Source organism: Variovorax sp. MHTC-1 (assembly GCF_003984645.1).
Classification (GTDB): domain Bacteria; phylum Pseudomonadota; class Gammaproteobacteria; order Burkholderiales; family Burkholderiaceae_C; genus Variovorax.
In genome coordinates this window covers 15,323-31,755 of the sequence record NZ_RWKI01000028.1, presented here as the reverse complement: position 1 = coordinate 31,755, position 16,433 = coordinate 15,323, and the positions used below count along the sequence as shown (strand labels likewise).

The 16,433-nt window shown below is 66.1% G+C and carries 19 protein-coding genes and 2 pseudogenes; 18 read left to right on the top strand and 3 right to left on the bottom strand.

Translation table 11 applies throughout. The features are described from left to right. Positions 1-4: 4 nt before the first annotated feature. Complete coding sequence (locus EJI01_RS25845) at positions 5-406, top strand: hypothetical protein (RefSeq protein ID WP_126839977.1); 402 nt, start codon at positions 5-7, stop codon at positions 404-406. 59 nt (positions 407-465) lie between these two features. After that, on the top strand, positions 466-1,209 hold the full coding sequence (locus EJI01_RS25840) for a hypothetical protein (protein ID WP_185879058.1): 744 nt from the start codon (positions 466-468) through the stop codon (positions 1,207-1,209). Between the two features lie 100 nt (positions 1,210-1,309). Here the strand turns inward: EJI01_RS25840 and EJI01_RS25835 are convergent, their stop codons facing one another. Then, positions 1,310-2,368 carry a DNA-binding protein gene (locus EJI01_RS25835; protein ID WP_126839975.1) on the bottom strand — a complete coding sequence of 353 codons (1,059 nt, stop codon included), beginning with the start codon at positions 2,366-2,368 and terminating at the stop codon, positions 1,310-1,312. Between the two features lie 122 nt (positions 2,369-2,490). On the opposite strand from EJI01_RS25835, the gene EJI01_RS25830 reads away from it, so the two are divergent. From EJI01_RS25830 to EJI01_RS29485, 4 genes are all read left to right on the top strand, one after another. Beyond that, positions 2,491-3,615: a site-specific integrase gene (locus EJI01_RS25830; protein ID WP_126839984.1), complete on the top strand. Its 1,125-nt coding sequence runs from the start codon at positions 2,491-2,493 to the stop codon at positions 3,613-3,615. A gap of 94 nt (positions 3,616-3,709) precedes the next feature. Further along, positions 3,710-3,922 (top strand): type II toxin-antitoxin system VapB family antitoxin, encoded by a 213-nt coding sequence (locus EJI01_RS25825; protein ID WP_126839974.1) that lies wholly within the window; start codon positions 3,710-3,712, stop codon positions 3,920-3,922. Continuing rightward, positions 3,922-4,305 (top strand): type II toxin-antitoxin system VapC family toxin, encoded by a 384-nt coding sequence (locus EJI01_RS25820; protein ID WP_126839973.1) that lies wholly within the window; start codon positions 3,922-3,924, stop codon positions 4,303-4,305. Before EJI01_RS25825 ends, EJI01_RS25820 begins: the two co-directional genes overlap by 1 nt. A gap of 609 nt (positions 4,306-4,914) precedes the next feature. Next, the gene (locus EJI01_RS29485) at positions 4,915-5,253 is read left to right on the top strand and encodes a hypothetical protein (protein WP_260602686.1); all 339 of its coding nucleotides are present in this window, start codon (positions 4,915-4,917) and stop codon (positions 5,251-5,253) included. A gap of 375 nt (positions 5,254-5,628) precedes the next feature. Here the strand turns inward: EJI01_RS29485 and EJI01_RS28915 are convergent, their stop codons facing one another. Next, the gene (locus tag EJI01_RS28915) at positions 5,629-5,856 is read right to left on the bottom strand and encodes a 3-keto-5-aminohexanoate cleavage protein (protein ID WP_260602685.1); all 228 of its coding nucleotides are present in this window, start codon (positions 5,854-5,856) and stop codon (positions 5,629-5,631) included. A 283-nt stretch (positions 5,857-6,139) separates the two neighbouring features. Here EJI01_RS28915 and EJI01_RS25800 point away from each other — a divergent pair, with 283 nt between their 5' ends. The 10 genes from EJI01_RS25800 to EJI01_RS29480 all read left to right on the top strand — a co-directional run bounded on the left by EJI01_RS25800 (position 6,140) and on the right by EJI01_RS29480 (position 14,866). Then, positions 6,140-6,796 (top strand): TetR/AcrR family transcriptional regulator, encoded by a 657-nt coding sequence (locus tag EJI01_RS25800; RefSeq protein ID WP_126839971.1) that lies wholly within the window; start codon positions 6,140-6,142, stop codon positions 6,794-6,796. A 175-nt stretch (positions 6,797-6,971) separates the two neighbouring features. After that, positions 6,972-7,274, top strand: a complete 303-nt coding sequence (locus EJI01_RS25795; protein ID WP_126839970.1) for a 2Fe-2S iron-sulfur cluster-binding protein — start codon at positions 6,972-6,974, stop codon at positions 7,272-7,274. A 23-nt stretch (positions 7,275-7,297) separates the two neighbouring features. Continuing rightward, a complete protein-coding gene (locus EJI01_RS25790; protein ID WP_126839969.1) occupies positions 7,298-7,885 on the top strand; it encodes an NAD(P)H-dependent oxidoreductase in 588 nt (195 codons plus the stop codon). A 9-nt stretch (positions 7,886-7,894) separates the two neighbouring features. Beyond that, on the top strand, positions 7,895-9,229 hold the full coding sequence (locus EJI01_RS25785; protein WP_126839968.1) for an amidohydrolase family protein: 1,335 nt from the start codon (positions 7,895-7,897) through the stop codon (positions 9,227-9,229). Next, positions 9,226-9,696 carry a RidA family protein gene (locus tag EJI01_RS25780; protein ID WP_126839967.1) on the top strand — a complete coding sequence of 157 codons (471 nt, stop codon included), beginning with the start codon at positions 9,226-9,228 and terminating at the stop codon, positions 9,694-9,696. The genes EJI01_RS25785 and EJI01_RS25780 overlap by 4 nt, the downstream gene beginning before the upstream one ends. A gap of 51 nt (positions 9,697-9,747) precedes the next feature. After that, on the top strand, positions 9,748-10,611 hold the full coding sequence (locus tag EJI01_RS25775) for a creatininase family protein (RefSeq protein ID WP_126839966.1): 864 nt from the start codon (positions 9,748-9,750) through the stop codon (positions 10,609-10,611). Positions 10,612-10,674: 63 nt separating this feature from the next. After that, entirely contained in the window at positions 10,675-11,667 is a 993-nt protein-coding gene (locus EJI01_RS25770) for an ABC transporter substrate-binding protein (protein ID WP_126839965.1), read from the top strand. A gap of 2 nt (positions 11,668-11,669) precedes the next feature. Beyond that, positions 11,670-12,506 carry an ABC transporter ATP-binding protein gene (locus EJI01_RS25765; protein ID WP_126839964.1) on the top strand — a complete coding sequence of 279 codons (837 nt, stop codon included), beginning with the start codon at positions 11,670-11,672 and terminating at the stop codon, positions 12,504-12,506. A gap of 107 nt (positions 12,507-12,613) precedes the next feature. Next, positions 12,614-13,399 (top strand): ABC transporter permease, encoded by a 786-nt coding sequence (locus EJI01_RS25760; RefSeq protein WP_126839963.1) that lies wholly within the window; start codon positions 12,614-12,616, stop codon positions 13,397-13,399. 90 nt (positions 13,400-13,489) lie between these two features. Then, a complete protein-coding gene (locus EJI01_RS29480) occupies positions 13,490-14,866 on the top strand; it encodes an FAD-binding oxidoreductase (protein WP_126839962.1) in 1,377 nt (458 codons plus the stop codon). A gap of 60 nt (positions 14,867-14,926) precedes the next feature. On the opposite strand, the pseudogene EJI01_RS29475 reads toward EJI01_RS29480, so the two are convergent. Continuing rightward, positions 14,927-15,193 (bottom strand): annotated as a pseudogene (locus tag EJI01_RS29475) (TRAP transporter large permease subunit); the annotation flags it as partial. Between the two features lie 137 nt (positions 15,194-15,330). Between EJI01_RS29475 and EJI01_RS25740 the strand changes: the two are divergent. Further along, positions 15,331-15,876 carry a hypothetical protein gene (locus tag EJI01_RS25740; RefSeq protein WP_126839960.1) on the top strand — a complete coding sequence of 182 codons (546 nt, stop codon included), beginning with the start codon at positions 15,331-15,333 and terminating at the stop codon, positions 15,874-15,876. Then, positions 15,833-16,409, top strand: a pseudogene (locus EJI01_RS25735) (amino acid ABC transporter ATP-binding protein); the annotation flags it as partial. The gene EJI01_RS25740 and the pseudogene EJI01_RS25735, both read left to right, overlap by 44 nt. Positions 16,410-16,433 lie beyond the last annotated feature (24 nt).

Sequence of the window (16,433 nt, the reverse complement as noted above, 5' to 3'; positions counted from 1 at the left end):
AGTGATGATTGAAACTGTCGAAGATGCATATGAAGCGATTGGGAGAGTCCTTGCCAATAAGGCCTCTCCAGATTGGTCATCCCTGCGTGCCGTCTGCCCTATTCTCAACAAGGGGTGTGGTGGCGTTGTGACCCTTCAAGCAGGCGCTAAGGGCGAAGCTGACATTCCGATCGGGATGGACGTCTTTGCGCTGCAAGATGCCTGCATTTTTCTCCGAGATGATCTTCTCAGGACCACCGGCCAGCGCATCTGGGGCCTGACCTTCACGCTCTATCCTGATGGCAAGTTCAACATTGAGTACGACTACAACAAGCCCGAGGGCTACGAGGAAACAGACGAGACCATGGACCTCTCGCAAGCGCTGGAAGACTTGCAAAAGCAGGGTATCAGCGCTCCCAAAAAGTAGGCACAACGCGACCAGATCAGAAGACAGAGATGCCAAGCGGCGTTCGCAATCCAGTGTCCATGTATGGCATCAGCCGTGGGGCCAGGCGCTGGAAGGCGTCTATCACGCGCAACAAGGTGCGCCTCTTCAAATCATTTGCGTTCGGTACGCACGGTGGGCGCGGGGCCGCGCTCGCGCATGCGCAAGCTTGGCGCGACGAGATCATGCGCAGCCATCCGCCCATCTTCAGGCGAGAGAAAGCAGTTCAAGCACGCAGCAACAGCAAAACCGGCATACCCGGCGTCACCTGCCGCACCGACGCGCGGGGGAAGCCTCTGGGATGGACGGCAAAAACCCAGCTTGAACGTGGCGTACAGGTCCAGAAATGGTTCTCGGTCGTCCGCTACGGCAACCACGCCAAGGAACTGGCCATCGCCGAGCGCCAAAGGCAGTTGGAGCAACTGACGGGCCATTTCTTCGCGCATCCGTCGGACCGCGTGGCGGCGGCAATGCCCGCACAGAAGCGGCCGGCCCCGCTCCCGGAACCGCTTCTCAGGCGCAGGAAAGCCCAGACGGCAGCGAGCACCAACACGAGCGGAACTCCGGGTGTGACGTGCTTGCGCTGGCCGGACGGTACGCCCCGGGCGTGGAAAGCCAAGACGCAAAAGAAGGGAAGCAAGATCTTGGAGAAGACTTTCTACGTTGCCACCTACGGTAACGACGAAGCCAAGGCGCTGGCGATCGCCGAACGCCAGCAGCAGCTACAGCAGATGGAAGGATGGGCTTCTCCGCGTCCGACAGAATCGGATTGTGGGGTGGCCTGAAGCGGAGTAGTGCACTAGGGGTGTCTCGGCCGGCGCCATCGGGACGGCGCGCCTCGCCGCGGAAGCCGAGGCGCTCGCCGCGAGAGGCTCCGGCGCACGCCTACGCCTTACCTCTCCCAGCGGATGGCTTGCGTGCCCCTTGCGGTTTGCGCACTACAGCCAACGCACCCGCCAGCAGCGCACGTGTTGCGTCATGCGATTTCTTCTCTTCGCCGGACTGCCGCTGGAAGTCGTCCAGGCGCTGCTGCAGCGCTGCGCCTTGCGACTGGGCCTGCGCCAGCGCGATGCCGTGAGCGGCGAGCTGATCCCTCAATGCGCGTTCAGTCTGCTGGGCGGCCTGCTGAGCATCGCGCAGCGCCTGGCGGTCGACGTCACGCAGCTGGGCCGCGGCTTCCTCGCCGCGCACCCTGCGTTGCTGTTCTCGGGCCAGCTCCGCCTCGAGCTGCTTCGCCGCCTGACGCGCGCGGTCGACGTCGGCGAGCATGCGTTTTTCCTGCGCGGCATGGCGTGCCTCGGCATCCCGCAGGTCGCGGTCTCGCGCGGCCAGAGCCGCGGCATGCTCCTGCCGCAATGCCTCCTTGCTGGCGCTGGCTTCCAGCAGCAGGGCATCGAGCCTGGCGATTTCGTGATCGGTCGAGGCGCGAAGACGCTGCGCCTCGACCGCCTGCTCGGCCAGCTGTCTTTCCAGGGCCTCGCGAGCCTGCTGAGAGGAGGCGAGGGCCGCGTTGAGGCTGGCACGCGCCTGCTCGAACGCGGCTTCGCGCTGAACGAGCTCGGTTTGCCCATGGCGCAGAGCTTCTTCGTTCTCACGCAGCTCGGCACGTGCGGCCTCCATCTCCTGGCGCTGCACCTGCTCAGCTTCGCGACGTGCCGTCTCCCACAGCAGCCGCGTGGCGTTGCGAACGCTCACCGGCACGCCATCCGCGTCGTTGCCCGCCGCAAGGTTCGCCGAAGGGGTGGCGCCGCCGGCCAGCCGCGCCCCCAGCGACGCGAACCAGCGCTCGAGCATCGGACTCACGGTGTTGGGCGACCCGCGCCCGATCTTCTGGCGCACGCGCTCGATCGTGGGCCGCAGGCCTTCGTGAAGCAGCAGGTCGGCCGCGCCCCAGACGTCGTCTTCCTGGATGCCGCGGGAGAGTGTTTGTCGAATTTCAGCCATCTGACCCTCGTACTTTCCGTAACCACCGCCCGGCCCCGCCCAATATTTACCCTCGATAAGGGATAGTTATCGTGACTTATTCGTGTATGATGTATCAGATCATACGTCATACATATGAAATCATGAAGCCAGCAGCTCCTCAAGAATCAGGGTTGGTGCCCGCGCAGGAGCGAAGTCTCGGGCTCGATCCCGCGCGGCTCACCGGCATGGCCGAGGACGCCGCGCGCGCGCTGCTGCGCGAAGGCGAATCGGCCAACACCCGGGCCTCTTACGGCTCGGCCATGCGGTACTGGGCGGCCTGGTACGCCGCGCGCTACGGTGATGTGTTGCGCATGCCCGTTCCGGTGCCGGTCGTCATCCAGTTCATCGTCGACCACGCCGCGCGCAAAGCGGACGCAAAGGACACGAAAGGCGAAGCCGATCTGGTCAGCGAGCTGCCACCGGACGTTGACCAGGCGCTGGTGGCCAACGGCTACAAGACGCGGCTCGGCGCGCCCGCGCTCAACACGCTCGTGCACCGCATCGCGGTGCTGTCGAAGGCACACCAGCTGGCCAAGGAGACCAACCCCTGCGCCGACCCGCTGGTGCGCGAGCTGCTCGGCCGCACGCGCCGCGCCTATGCCAAGCGCGGCGCGCGCCCGCACAAGCAGCGCGCACTCACCAAGGACCCGTTGCAGGCGGTGCTCGCGACCTGCGACGACTCCCTGCGAGGAAAACGTGATCGCGCCCTGCTCCTGTTTGCCTGGGCGACCGGCGGGCGGCGCCGCTCGGAGGTGGCCGCGGCCACGCTCGAGAACCTGCGCCGCGTCGATGCAAAGTCTTATCTCTATACGCTTGTGCACTCCAAGACCAACCAGGCCGGCGCCGAGCGACCGGAGGATGTGAAACCGCTGGTGGGGAGCGCGGCGCTCGCCGTGCAGGATTGGCTCGCCGTGCTGACGGAAAGAGGGATCAAGGAAGGCGCCCTCTTTCGGCGCATCCGCAAGGGCGGCCACCTCGGCGAGGCGCTCGCGCCGGCCGCCGTGCGCGACATCGTGAAGGAACGGTGTGCGATGGCGGGTGTGGAGGGAGAGTTCTCGGCGCACTCGCTGCGGGCCGGCTTCGTGACGGAAGCCGGCCGGCAGAACATGTCGCTGCCCGAGACGATGGCGATGACCGGGCATCAGAGCGTGGCGACCGTCATGGGGTACTTCCGCGCCGAAAGCGCGCTCGGCAGCAAGGTCAGCCGGATGTTGGATGAACCATGAAGACGTTCCACCGCATTCTGTACCCGAGCAGCTCCGATAGCCTACGCGCTCGCATCCAGATTGATGCACAATTGCATCATTTCAGGCGGCTGACATGCGAACGACCGTGACAATCGACGATGCGCTTTACGCAAGAGCCCTGGATGTGGCAGATCCCGGGATGGATAAGGCCGAGTTGTTTCGCGAGGCCATAGAGACCTTTGTTCGCGTCCGAGCTGCCAAGCGCCTCGCCGCGCTCGGTTCGTCTGCACCTAGCATGCGAAGTGTTCCTCGCCGGCGCTCTCGGCGCCCAGCAACGCACTCCTGATGGGGCCCGTTCTTGTCGACACCTCCGTGTGGGTCAACCATTTCCGGCACCGGAACAACGCCCTGATGGCGCTGTTGCAGGCGGATCTCGTTCTGACACATCCGATGGTCGTTGCCGAGCTGGCATGCGGGACGCCGCCGGAACCGCGACGGCGAACACTGGGCGATCTGGACCTATTGCAGAAAGTTCAGCAGGCAAGTCTCACCGAGGTCAGGGACTTCATCGAAAGGGAACGGCTCTACGGCCTCGGTTGCGGCTTGGTGGATCTCTCATTGCTCGCATCCACGATGCTCATGCGGCCCGCCGAACTCTGGACGCTCGACAAGAACCTTGGCGCGCTTGCCGCGCGCTTTGGCGTCATGCATCGGGCAGCACTGCACTGAGCTTGCGCGACCGGCTGTGTTCGCCTTCAGGACCGCGGGTGCGGAGTACGCCTATTCGGGCGACGATCCAGGCCGACCTCCTCCGCGATGTCCTTGTTCCTTGTTCTGCTGCCCCTGCGCCGCAAGCAAGATGACCCCGGCGCGCTGCTGCAGCCACGCCCCGATGCTTCGCTGCTTAGACCGCATGCGCAACCCGCCAATCCGCAAAGGCCAGTTCAATCTCGCCAAGCTGCGTCTTCGGGGCCAGGCCGCGCCTGCAATTTGGAGCGCGGTGCTTTCGGCCTGACATCGCGGCACTCTCGCAATGTCACGCGGCCGCGAACGATTTTCGAGCCCCCTGCACATCGAAAGTTCGGCTTTCGCCTCAAGGAAGAAGCTCTTCATGGTCTCACGGTCGACGAGTTCTCGCCGCAACGGCCCGGATTGGGATCCAATCGACTCGCTTATCCGTTTATGGCGGCCTGCACGAAGATCGGTTCCCAGTCGAGGATGTGCCACGGTCCACTGGCGATGTGCTGAACGAAGACGACGGGGATTGCCTTCGCCACCGGGCGTGCCTTGGTAGAACTGATCCTACGAGCTGCGCGAGATGCGTACCCGCGACCACTCATGGTGCCACACGCGTTGACGGTGGGAGAGATCGCGGCAATCGTTCAAGAGTATGGAGTCGCAGCGCATTTCGCGAAGGAGGCCGGCTTCGATGGGGTGCAGGTTCACGCTGGCAACGGCTTCCTGCTCGATCAGTTTCTGCGCGACGGCCCAACGCTGTTGCGCATGCCATCCTGGCTGGGCGTCGGGCTTCTTGAGGAGCGGGAGCTGCCGCTGGCGCCGGGTGACTACAAGGTCACGCCCGGGGACAGCTGGACAGTGACATTGCTCAAAACCGGCGAGACGATCTACTCGGGCATTGGGCCCGTCGAGGTTATCCGCTCGCCGGCGCCTTTCTAGACCGAACCGATTGCCCAGCGACAATCCGCGGAAGGCCCAAGGCAAGCGCATCTCGTCAGACATTGGCGGCAACGCCCTGCAGACGATCAAGGACATGGGTGCTGCGGGCCAAGCTGGCCCGCACCAGTGCCGGTAGAACTACGCATCGCTGGCGCCATCCGATGAGACGGTGAAGGTCGGCAGGGCGTTCCTGCCGCTGACCCTCGGGTTGGGCGAGGCGATGACAGGAGCGACAAGGCGCTGGTGATCGGTAAGATCTACCGCAAGCTGCAGGTCGTGCACATGAAGCAGTGCGCGTGCGGCGCGCTCTGGTTGGCGATCGACGCCTTTGACGAACCTGGTCCGCTGCCGGCAGGCGAGAAGCCGATATCCGCATCAGGCCCCAGTCACGGTTGTTCCACACGCCTTCACGCCTAGGATCTGGCGCGCCTGCGCCGGGCTCGCGAGCGAAGCACCGAGTTCCTCGACCAGGCGGCGCGCCTTCATCACCTGCTGCGCATTGCTCTCAGCGAAGACTCCCTTGGAGATGAAGGCGTTGTCTTCCATGCGCATGTGCCCCCCAGCAGCACGGATTGCAACGCCATCGGGAATTGGTTGCGGCATCCGAGCGCCTCCATGGTCGTTGATTGGTGTTGGCATCGATCCCGTGCGCCTGCGCGTGTTCCGCGGCGAGCGGGCCGAGCAGCGCGATGCAGAGCTGTTCTGCCGGGACGTATTTGCGGCATCCTTCGTCCCATTGAGTGCATTGGCCCTATACGATGATCGAGGAGGCGAGTGCGCCTCATGTCGGCTTCTGGAAAGTGTGAGGCGGCCATCCAGGCCGCCAGCGGGCAGAATCGGCACCGTCTATCACCCCTCCCCTCCGACCACTGTGTCCGTCCAGTCCATGACCGAACCTGGAATCGATGCCCCATCCGCCGCACTCCTGAGCCGTGCCAAGCAGGGGCGCGAGCGCATCCTGGGCGCCATCCGCGAAGCGGCCATTGCCGAGTTCAGCCGCCATGGGTTCAAGGGCGCGTCTACCAAAGCCATCGCCGAACGCGCGGGCCTGACCAAACCCCAGCTGCACTACTACATCAGCAGCAAGGAAGAGCTCTATGAAGAACTGCTGTACTCCGTGCTCAACGGCTGGTCGGGGGCCTTCATATTCGACAGCAACAGTGACGACCCAAAGAAGGTGCTGAGCAGCTACGTGCGCAAGAAGCTGGACTACGCGCTGGACAACCCGGGCCTGTCGCGCATCTTCACCACGGAGGTGCTGGGCGGCGGGCTCAACCTGGGCAAGTACTGGCCGGTGGCCGTGAAGTCAACCCAGCAGAAGGTAGAGCTGATCAACCGCTGGATCGCCGAAGGCCGCATGCGCGCTGTAGACGCCAGGATCCTGCTCATGCAGATCTGGGGCATGACGCAGCACTACGCCGACTACGGCGTGCAAGTGCACATCATGCTGGGCCTGGCGCCCGATGAACCCATCGACCGTGAGCACATCGTGCGAGAACTCACCACTTTTGTGCTGCTGGGCTGTGGCCTCGCACCAGATTAGGCCACCCCCAACGTTCCGTGCGCGGCAGGTCCGCCCACAGCCCGGCAATTCTCGACTCAAAGGCGAGCGCCCGAATAGGTGGCCTGAAGTGCCCCGGTCGATCCAGAGCGTTGCCAGGCAACACTGGCACACCGCTTGCATAGTTTGACCAATCGATCAAATCGAATGGTCAAAAATGCAAATTCCTGCCACGGCAACTCCCCTGCCTGCCACTGAACAGGCCTTTGAACTGGTGCTCGCGCGCAGCCAGATGCGGCTGCCCGTAGAGCCCGGTGAAAGCATGGCTGACGTGCTGCTACTCGCCGGCGTGGCCATCGACACCCTGTGCGAACAAGGCGTGTGCGGCACCTGCGTCACTCGCTGGCTCGACGGCGAGCCCGACCACCGCGACAGCTGCCTGAGTACCGACGAGCAACTGACCCATGTGGCCGTGTGCTGCGCGCGCAGCCATGGCCCGACTCTCACGCTCGACCTCTGACTCCGTTTGGCAGAGCACCCGCAATGCGCATCCTCGTGATCTATTGCCACCCGGTGGAAACCAGCTACAACGCGGCCCTGCATGCCGAGGTGGTGCGCAACCTGCGCTTGGCCGGCCACGAGGTGGACGACTGCGACCTGTATGCCGAGGACTTCAGCCCCGTGCTGAGCCGCGAGGAGCGCCTGGGCTACCACGAGGTGCCGAACAACCGGCTGCCGGTCCAGGGCTATGTGAACCGCCTGCTGTGCGCCGAGGCCGTGGTGTTCTGCTTTCCCACCTGGTGCTTCGGCATGCCGGCCATGCTCAAGGGCTTTTTCGACCGCGTGCTGATGCCAGGCGTGGCCTTCGACATCAGCGATCCGCACAACGTGAAGCCCTCGCTCACGCACATCAAGCGCATCTCGGCGGTGGTCACCTATGGCCGCCCGCGCTGGACGGCCCTGCTCATGGGCGACCCGCCGCGCAAGTCCGTCACGCGCTACATGCGCCTGCTCACGGGCGGCAAGGCCCGCGTGGACTACCACGCCTGCTACCACATGAACGTGGCCACGCCCCCGCGCCTGGAAGCCTTCAAGGCCCGCGTTGGCCAGGCCATGGCGCGCTTTGCCTGAGGGATCGGCATGCACGTATCCAACGCCCCCGACCACATCGTCCGCGCCCGCCTGCCCCGCTGGCTGCTGCCCCGGCAATGGCCCGCCAGCGGCGGCCAGCCAGCGCTGGCCGATCTGCACTGGGCCCAGGGCCGCATGCGGGGCAAGGTCCCGCACGACCCGGCGCGCCCCCTGCCTGCGGGCGCCACCTGGGACGTGGGTGGCGCCCTGGTTCTGCCGGGCCTGGTCGACGCCCACACGCACCTTGACAAGGCCTTCACCCTGCCGCGCATGGGCACGGTGAAACCCGGCCTGCTGGGCGCCATCGAAGCCATGATGGTGGACCGCCAGGACTGGACGGAGGCCGACATCCACGCCCGCGCCAGCCGCGCCCTGCAATGGGCCTATGACGCCGGCGTGGTGCACCTGCGCACGCACTGCGACTGGTGGGAGCCAGAGGCCCAGCCCCTGGCGTGGAACGTGCTGCGCGAGCTCGCGCAGGAATGGACCGGCCGCATCACGCTGGAGCGCGTGGGCCTGATCCCGCTGCACCTGTACACCGAGCGCAGCGCCGCCATGCACCTGGCACGCACCGTGGCCCAGAGCGGGCCCGGCGCCCTGTTGGGCGGCTTCGTGCACTCGACCAACTGGAACCCGCGGGCCCTCCGCCACCTGTTCGATGCCGCGCAGCGTCAGGGCCTGAACGTGGACCTGCACGTGGACGAGGAACTGCACCCCGGCGCGCTGGGCCTCGCCACCACAGCCGCGCTGTTGCAGGAGCTGCGCTTCGAAGGCCACGTGGTCTGCGGCCACACCTGTGCGCTGGCCGCGCAGGACGAGGCGACGGCGCTGGCGACCCTCGATGCGGTGGCGCGCAGTCCCATCACCCTGGTCACCCTGCCCATCACCAACCTGTTGCTGCAGGACGCCACCACCGGCCGAACACCTCGCCAGCGCGGCCTCACCCTGATCAAGGAAGCGCATGCGCGCGGCATCCCGGTGCTGGTGGCCAGCGACAACGTGCAGGACCCTTTTTGCCCCGTGGGCAGCTTCGATCCACTCGAAGCCCTGGCTTCCGGCGTGCTTGCCGCGCAGCTCGAAGCACCGTTCGACCGCTGGTCCGAATCGCTGTGCCGCACCGACTGGCTGCGCCGCGGCCCGGACGCACTGCCGCTGCAGCCCGGCAGTGCGTCCGACCTGATCGTCTTCAACCAGGCGGACTGCTGGGGCTTTCCTTCGCGCACGCAGCCCCGCGTGGTGCTGCGCCAGGGCCGGGTGGCCAGTGGCCATGCCAGCGCCGCATGGCACGTGGCTGACACCCACCCCAGCACTCCTACCCACACCCCTGCAAAAAGCATCGCATGAGCGCCCCCGCACCCACTACCCCGGGCATCGCCCAGCCCCTGGCCCGCTACGCCGCGTGGCGACGTGCGGGGGACATGGTGTTCCTGTCCGGGATCATTGCGGTCGACCCGGCGGCCAGCCACATCGTGCGCGGCTATGCCGATATACCTGACGAGGCGGCCACGCTGATCGGCCGCACGGGCGAATTCAGCTGCGACATCAAGGAGGGGCCGGTCCTCGCACAGAGCTGGTATGTGCTGGACCGCATCCGCCAGACCATCGAGGCTGCTGGCGGGCAGATGTCGGACGTGATCAAACTGGTGCAGTACTTCAAGAACCTGGACCACTTTCCCCAATACAGCCGGGTGCGCAAGCTGTTCTTTCCGGGCGAGCCACCGGCTTCCACCGTGGTGGAAGTCAGCGGCATGCTGCCCACGCCCGACATCCTCATCGAGGTGGAAGCCACTGCCTGGCTGCCGCAGCGCTGACCGCGCCGCCCGCCTTCCCGCACCGCATCGCCTTCAAGAAAGACCCGCCCCATGCTGCACGGCTACAACCCGCCCCACCGCTACCTGCCCTACCTGAGCTGGACCGAGATCGTCGACCTGCCGGACAAGGAGAACATCGTCATCGTTTTGCCGACCGGCGCCACCGAGCAGCACGGCCCCCACCTGCCATGCGCGGTGGACACGGTGATCAGCGCGGGCGTGGTGGGCCATGCGCTGGACCGCCTGCCGGCCGAGGTGCCGGCCTTTGCCATGGCCCCCATCACCTACGGCAAGTCGGAGGAGCACCTGCACTTTCCGGGCACCGTCACCCTGAGCGGCGAGACCCTGCTGGCCACCATGAACGAGGTGGGCGAGTCCGTGTACCGCGCGGGGTTTCGCAAGCTGCTGTTCGTCAACGGCCATGGCGGCCAGCCGCAGGTGATGGAGATGTGCGCCCGCGAACTGCGCCTGCGCCATGGCGACTTCATCGTGGTGCCCAGCTTCACCTGGCGCGTGCCGCACGTGGCGGGCCAGTACCTGTCGGACAAGGAAAAGAAGCTGGCCATGCACGCAGGCCATGCCGAGACGGCGCTGATGCTGGCGCTGGCGCCCGACACCGTGCACATGGAGCGCGCGGTGGTCAACTACCCGCCCGTCTTCGAGTCGCCCCTGCTCTCGCCCGATGGCCGGCCTGCCTGCGCCTGGAGCGCGCGCGACTTCGGGCCCAGCGGCATCATCGGCGACCCGCTGCCCGCCACGGCCGAGCAGGGCCACGCCATCCTCGATTCGCTGGCCGTGAGCTGGGCCGCCGCCATCACGGAGCTGCACCACCTGCAGTGGGCCGCACGCCCAGAGCCCACCTGGGGCCGTGCCAGCCACACGGGCCACGTGGAGCACTCGTCCAGCCGGGCATGAAAACTGCCCACCGCCTGCAAGCCACTTTCATTTCCTCTCCAACCACCCCACCGGAGCCTTGCCATGATGAAGACTGCCTCCCGCCTTTCCAAACTTGGTGCAGCCGTGCTGCTCGGTCTTGGTGTCATGGGCGCGGCCCACGCACAGGAAAAGTTCACCTACATGACCAACTGGTACGCACAGGCCGAGCATGGCGGCTTCTACCAGGCTGTGGCCACGGGCCTGTACAAGAAGTACGGCCTGGACGTGACCATCAAGATGGGCGGCCCGCAGGTCAACATCGTCCAGATGATGGCGGCCGGCCAGGCCGAGTGCGTGATGGGCTCCAGCGACCTGCAGATGATTCAGATGCGTGAAGGCGGCGTGCCCGTGGTGAACGTCGCGGCCGTGTTCCAGAAAGACCCCCAGGTACTCATCGCCCACGACGACGTGAAGAAGTTCGAGGACCTCAAGGGCAAGACCATCCTGATCGCCTCGTCGGCCCAGCGCGGCTACTGGCCCTGGCTGAAGGCCAAGTACGGCTTCACCGATGCGCAGACCCGCCCCTACACCTTCAACATCCAGCCCTTCGTGGCCGACAAGAACACGGCCCAGCAGGGCTACCTGACGTCCGAGCCCTTTGCCATTGCCAAGGCGGGCGTGAAGGCCAACACGCTGATGTTCAGCGACCAGGGCTACCCCGCCTACGCCACCACGATCTCGTGCATGGAAAAGACCGTCAAGGAGCGCAATGCCGCCGTGGCCTCGTTCGTGAAGGCCTCGATGGAAGGCTGGAAGAGCTACCTGGCCGACCCGGCTCCCGCCAATGCGCTCATCAAGAAGGACAACCCCAACATGACCGACGAGCAGCTGGCCTACAGCGTGGCCAAGCTCAAGGAAATGGGCATGGCCACCGGGGGCGACGCCGCGACGATGGGCATCGGCATCATGACCGACGCCCGCGCCAAAGCGAGCTACGACTTCCTGGTGGACGCCAAGCTGATCGATCCCGCCAAGGTCAAGCTGGCCGACACCTACACCACCAGCTTCGTCAAGGACCTCAAGGTTCTGCCCTGACCATGAGCCCCGCTGACACCCCGCCAAAGGCACAGAGCCCTCACGCGGCACCACCCCCGCCGGCCGTGGAGGTGCTGTCTGCCGAGAAGACCTACCCCAATGGGATCCAGGCCCTGCTGCCCGTGGACCTGACCATCGAGGAAGGAGAGTTCGTCACCCTGCTGGGCCCCTCCGGCTGCGGCAAGAGCACACTGCTCAAGATGGTGGCGGGCCTGCTGGAGCCGACCGACGGCCAGCTGCACCTGTGGCGCAAGCCGGTGGCGCGGCTGGGCGAAAGCGGCAAGAAGATGGCCTTCGTCTTCCAGTCGCCCACGCTCATGCCGTGGGCCAGCGTGCAGACCAATGTGCGCCTCCCGCTGGACCTGGCCGGCGTACCGCGCCAGGAGGCCGACGCGCAGGTGGCAGAGGCGCTGGCGCTGGTGGGGCTGTCGACGTTTGCGGCGGCCCTGCCGCGCGCCCTGTCGGGCGGCATGCAGATGCGCGTATCGATCGCGCGCGGCCTGGTCACCCAGCCCGACCTGCTGCTCATGGACGAGCCCTTCGGCGCGCTCGACGAGATCACGCGCCACAAGCTCGATGCCGACCTGCTCGACCTGTGGCGCAAGAAAAAGCTCACCGTGATCTTCGTGACGCACTCGATCCACGAGGCCGTGTTCCTCTCCAGCCGCGTGGTCATGATGGCTGCACGCCCGGGCCGTGTGGTCGAAGAGTTCCGCATCGACGCCCCCTACCCCCGCACGGCCGACTTCTTGGTGTCGCCCGAGTTCAGCCGCTACGCCAAGCGGCTGCAAGACAGCCTGCTGCGCGCCAGCGCCGACACCGAGGAGGCCCTCGCATGAGCACGCCATTTCCAACCGCTCCCGCGGCCGCACCCATCGCTGCGCGCAGCGCACCGCCGTCCCGTGCAGCGGCCCCGCCCAGGGCCGCAGCACGGCGCACACCGCTCATGGCGCAGCCCCGCGTGCAGCGCGTGGTCTACCCGCTGCTGGTCGGCCTGGTGCTGATCGCACTGTGGCAGGGGCTGGTCACCGGCCTGGAGCTGCCGCCCTACCTGGTGCCATCGCCGCTGCTGATGATGAAGACCCTGCTCACCGACTGGGCCGCCCTGGGCGCCTCGCTCTGGGTCACCGTCAAGATCACGGTGCTGGCCTTTGGCGTGGCCACGGTGGCAGGGGTGTTGATCTCGTTCCTGTTCGTGCAGAGCAAGCGCATCGAGACCGCCCTGTTCCCCTATGCCGTGCTGCTGCAGGTCACGCCCATCGTGGCGGTGGCGCCGCTCATCATCATCTGGGTGAAGGACCCGACGGCCTCCATGGTGATCTGCGCCGCGCTGGTGGCCCTGTTCCCCATCATCAGCAACACCACGCTGGGCCTGCGCAGCGTGGAGCCCGACCTGCAAAGCTACTTCAAGCTCAACCGCGCCACACGGCTGCAGACGCTGCTGCGCCTGCGCATCCCGAGCGCGCTGCCCTGCTTCTTCGGCGGGCTGCGCATCTCCTGCGGCCTGGCATTGATCGGCGCCGTAGTGGCCGAGTTCGTCGCAGGCACGGGTGGCACGGGCGCAGGCCTGGCCTACCAGATCCTGCAGGCCGGCTTTCAGCTCAACATCCCGCGCATGTTTGCCGCCCTGTTGCTGATTTCGCTCACCGGCGTCGCGCTGTTCGTGCTGATGGCCTGGCTCACGCGACTGGCGCTGGGCGGCTGGCATGCCAGCGAGAACTCGCAAGACTAGACCCCTGCCCCTCCCCCACACCTGGACTTCGCCCGCGGGCGATGTGGGGGACTCCTTCGCCTTCACCGCCCTCCCACAGGAGACAGCACCATGACCCCTACCGCCCACCAATTGCCCGACCTGTTGCGTGACCTCGACTGGATTGCCGACCCGCTGCGCGTAGGCCGGCTTTCGCAGGACTTCGCCTGGTTCAGCCCCGTGCTCAAGCGCGACCTGGCGGGCAAGCGCGGTGACATCGCCGTGCGCCCGCGCACCGAAGACGAGATCCGCAGCGTGGTGGCCGCCTGCGCCCGCGCCGGTATTCCCATCACGGTGCGCGGCAGCGGCACAGGCAACTATGGGCAAAGCACACCGCTGCACGGCGGCGTCATCCTGGACCTGAGCGGCTACAACGGCTTCGGCTGGGTGCGCGGCGGCGTGGGCCGTGCGCAGGCCGGCATCCGGCTCGCAGATTTCGACGCACAGGCCAGGCCACTGGGACAGGAGTTGCGCTGGCTGCCCTCCACCTACCGCAGCGCCACGCTGGGCGGGCTGTTCGGTGGCGGCTTCGGCGGCGCGGGCTCCATCAACCACGGACCGCTGGCAGCCCCCGGCAACGTGCTGGCCGTGCGCGCCATGACCGTGGAGGCCGAGCCCCAGATCGTGGAGCTGCGCGGCCCCGAAGCCATGCTGCTGCACCATACCTACGGCACCAACGGCATCGTGCTGGAACTGGAGGTGGCACTCACGCCCGCGGTGGCATGGACCGAATGCATCGCCACGTTCGCGCAGTTCGATGCGGCGCTGGAGTTCGCCGACCGTTTCGGCAGTGCGCCGGGCCTTGAGAAAAAGGAGGTCTGCTTTCTCGCCGCCCCCATTCCGGACTACTTCGCCAGCCTGGCCGAGCACCTGCCCCCCGGCTGCCATGCCGTGATGGTGCTGGTGGCACCGCACTCAGAGGCGGGCATGCGCGACATGGTCGCCCGGCACGGTGGCCAGGTCACCTACTGCAAGACCGCGGACCAGGTGGAAAAAAGCCGCAAGACGCTCATCGAATACACCTGGAACCACACCACGCTCCATGCGCTGAAGGTGGACAAGGGGCTCACCTACATCCAGAGCGGGTTCGACCCCATGCGCAAGCTCGAGCAGGCCAAGGCCCTGGAAGCCGCGCTGAAGGGTGAGGTGATGATGCACCTGGAGTTCCTGCGCACCAAGGAAGGCGCGTTCAACTGCAGCGGCCTGCAGATCATCCGCTACACCACGGAAGAACGCCTGAACCAGATCATGCAGATCTACCGCGACCACGGCGTGCAGATCAACAACCCCCACGTGTACATCGTGGAAGACGGCAAGCAGAACAACCTGGATCCGGCCGTGGTGCGCGTCAAGCGCCGCTTCGATCCTCTGGGCCTGCTCAACCCTGGAAAGCTGCGCAGCTGGGTGCCCCCTGCCACGACAGCAGAATCTGTAGCCCAGACTGCGTAGCCGAGTACGTCCTGCGGCCCTCAGAAGGCGGTCATCGGCCGCTCGCAATCGCGCCGCCACAATCGACGGCGGGATGACCTGCCCTCTCACGCCCGAGGCCGCGATGAGTGCACCGCAGCGAGCCTTGTCGTGGCCTGCGGCCACCATCATCGGCAGAAGCAGCGCGGTGAGCGCGGCTGCATCCGCCACTGCAGACCCCGGCAAGGCCGACAGCAAGACGGCTGCGAGGATCGCCACGTAGCCCAACCCGCCCCTGATGTGGCCGACGAGGGCCAGCGCGATGATGCGCTTGGACAGGCCGCCCACGTTCATGATCTTTGCGCAAAGCTGTGCGGCGTGTCTCGCCAGATTGTGAGCGGTGCATTGAGGCGCCTGCAGCTCGCCGGGGTCGTTTCTCTCGAGTATGGCGGCGTGAGAGTACCTGATGTTCCAGCACTCAATCGGTTTGCCGGCGTTGTCTACCAATGAACGCCTCGAACTTCGGCTCGCCGTCGGTCGTCACCAACCGCTCAGTGCTGAGCACAGCGTCGGCAGTGATTGTGGACACAGGGAACTACTCTACCGGCAGCGAGAAGGCCGCATCGCCGAGATCGATAGCGTGGGTGACAGAGAGCGAATGGGTGGCGCGGCTGCTCAGTGCGCGGTTCGTCAAAGCGTTCAACGAATACGCCTCGGCGATGCGCTACTGGTGCGCCTGGTACGCCGCGCGCTATGGCCAGGCGCTGCGAATGCCCGTTGCGGTGCCGGTCGCCATCCAGTTCATCGTCGACCACGCCGCGCGCAAAGCGGATGCGGATTCCAAGGCCGGCCTGTCGACGGGATTGGTGACCGAGCTGCCGCCGGACATCGACCAGGCGCTGGTGGCCAACGGCTACAAGGCGCGCCTCGGCGCGCCGGCGCTCAACACGCTCGTGCACCGCATCGCGGTGCTGTCCAAGGCGCATCAGCTGGCCAAGGCGCCGAATCCTGGAGCGGCACGAGCAAGGCAGCATTCGCGTCAACGGCGTTGAGTTGAACGATGACCTGCGGCGCATCGAAGAGGTGCGGCGCGATGCCGGCATGGTGTTCCAGCAGTTCAACCTGTTCCCTCACCTGAGCGTATTGGACAACTGCACGCTGGCGCCGATCTGGTCGAAGAAGATGCCCAGGGCCTAGGCCGAGGAACTGGCGATGAGCTACCTCCAGCTTGCGCATTCCCGAGCACGCGCACAAGTATCCGGGCCAGCTTTCGGGTGGCCAGCAACAGCGCGTCGCCACTGCGCGTGCGCTGTGCACGAACCCCAGCATCATGCTGTTCGACGAGCCCACTTCCGCGCTCGATCCGGAGATGGTGAACGAAGTGCTCGATACCATGGCGAGCCTGGCGGAGGAAGGCATGACCATGCTGTGCGTGACCCACGAAATGGGCTTTGCGCGACGCGTGGCCGATCGGGTGGTATTCATGGACGAAGGCAGGGTGCTGGAGATCAATACCCCCAACGGCTTCTTTACGAATCCTCGGCATGAGCGCAGCCGCGCATTTCTCGACCAGATCCTGCGTTGACGTCGGGCGCTAGTGTTGGCAAGA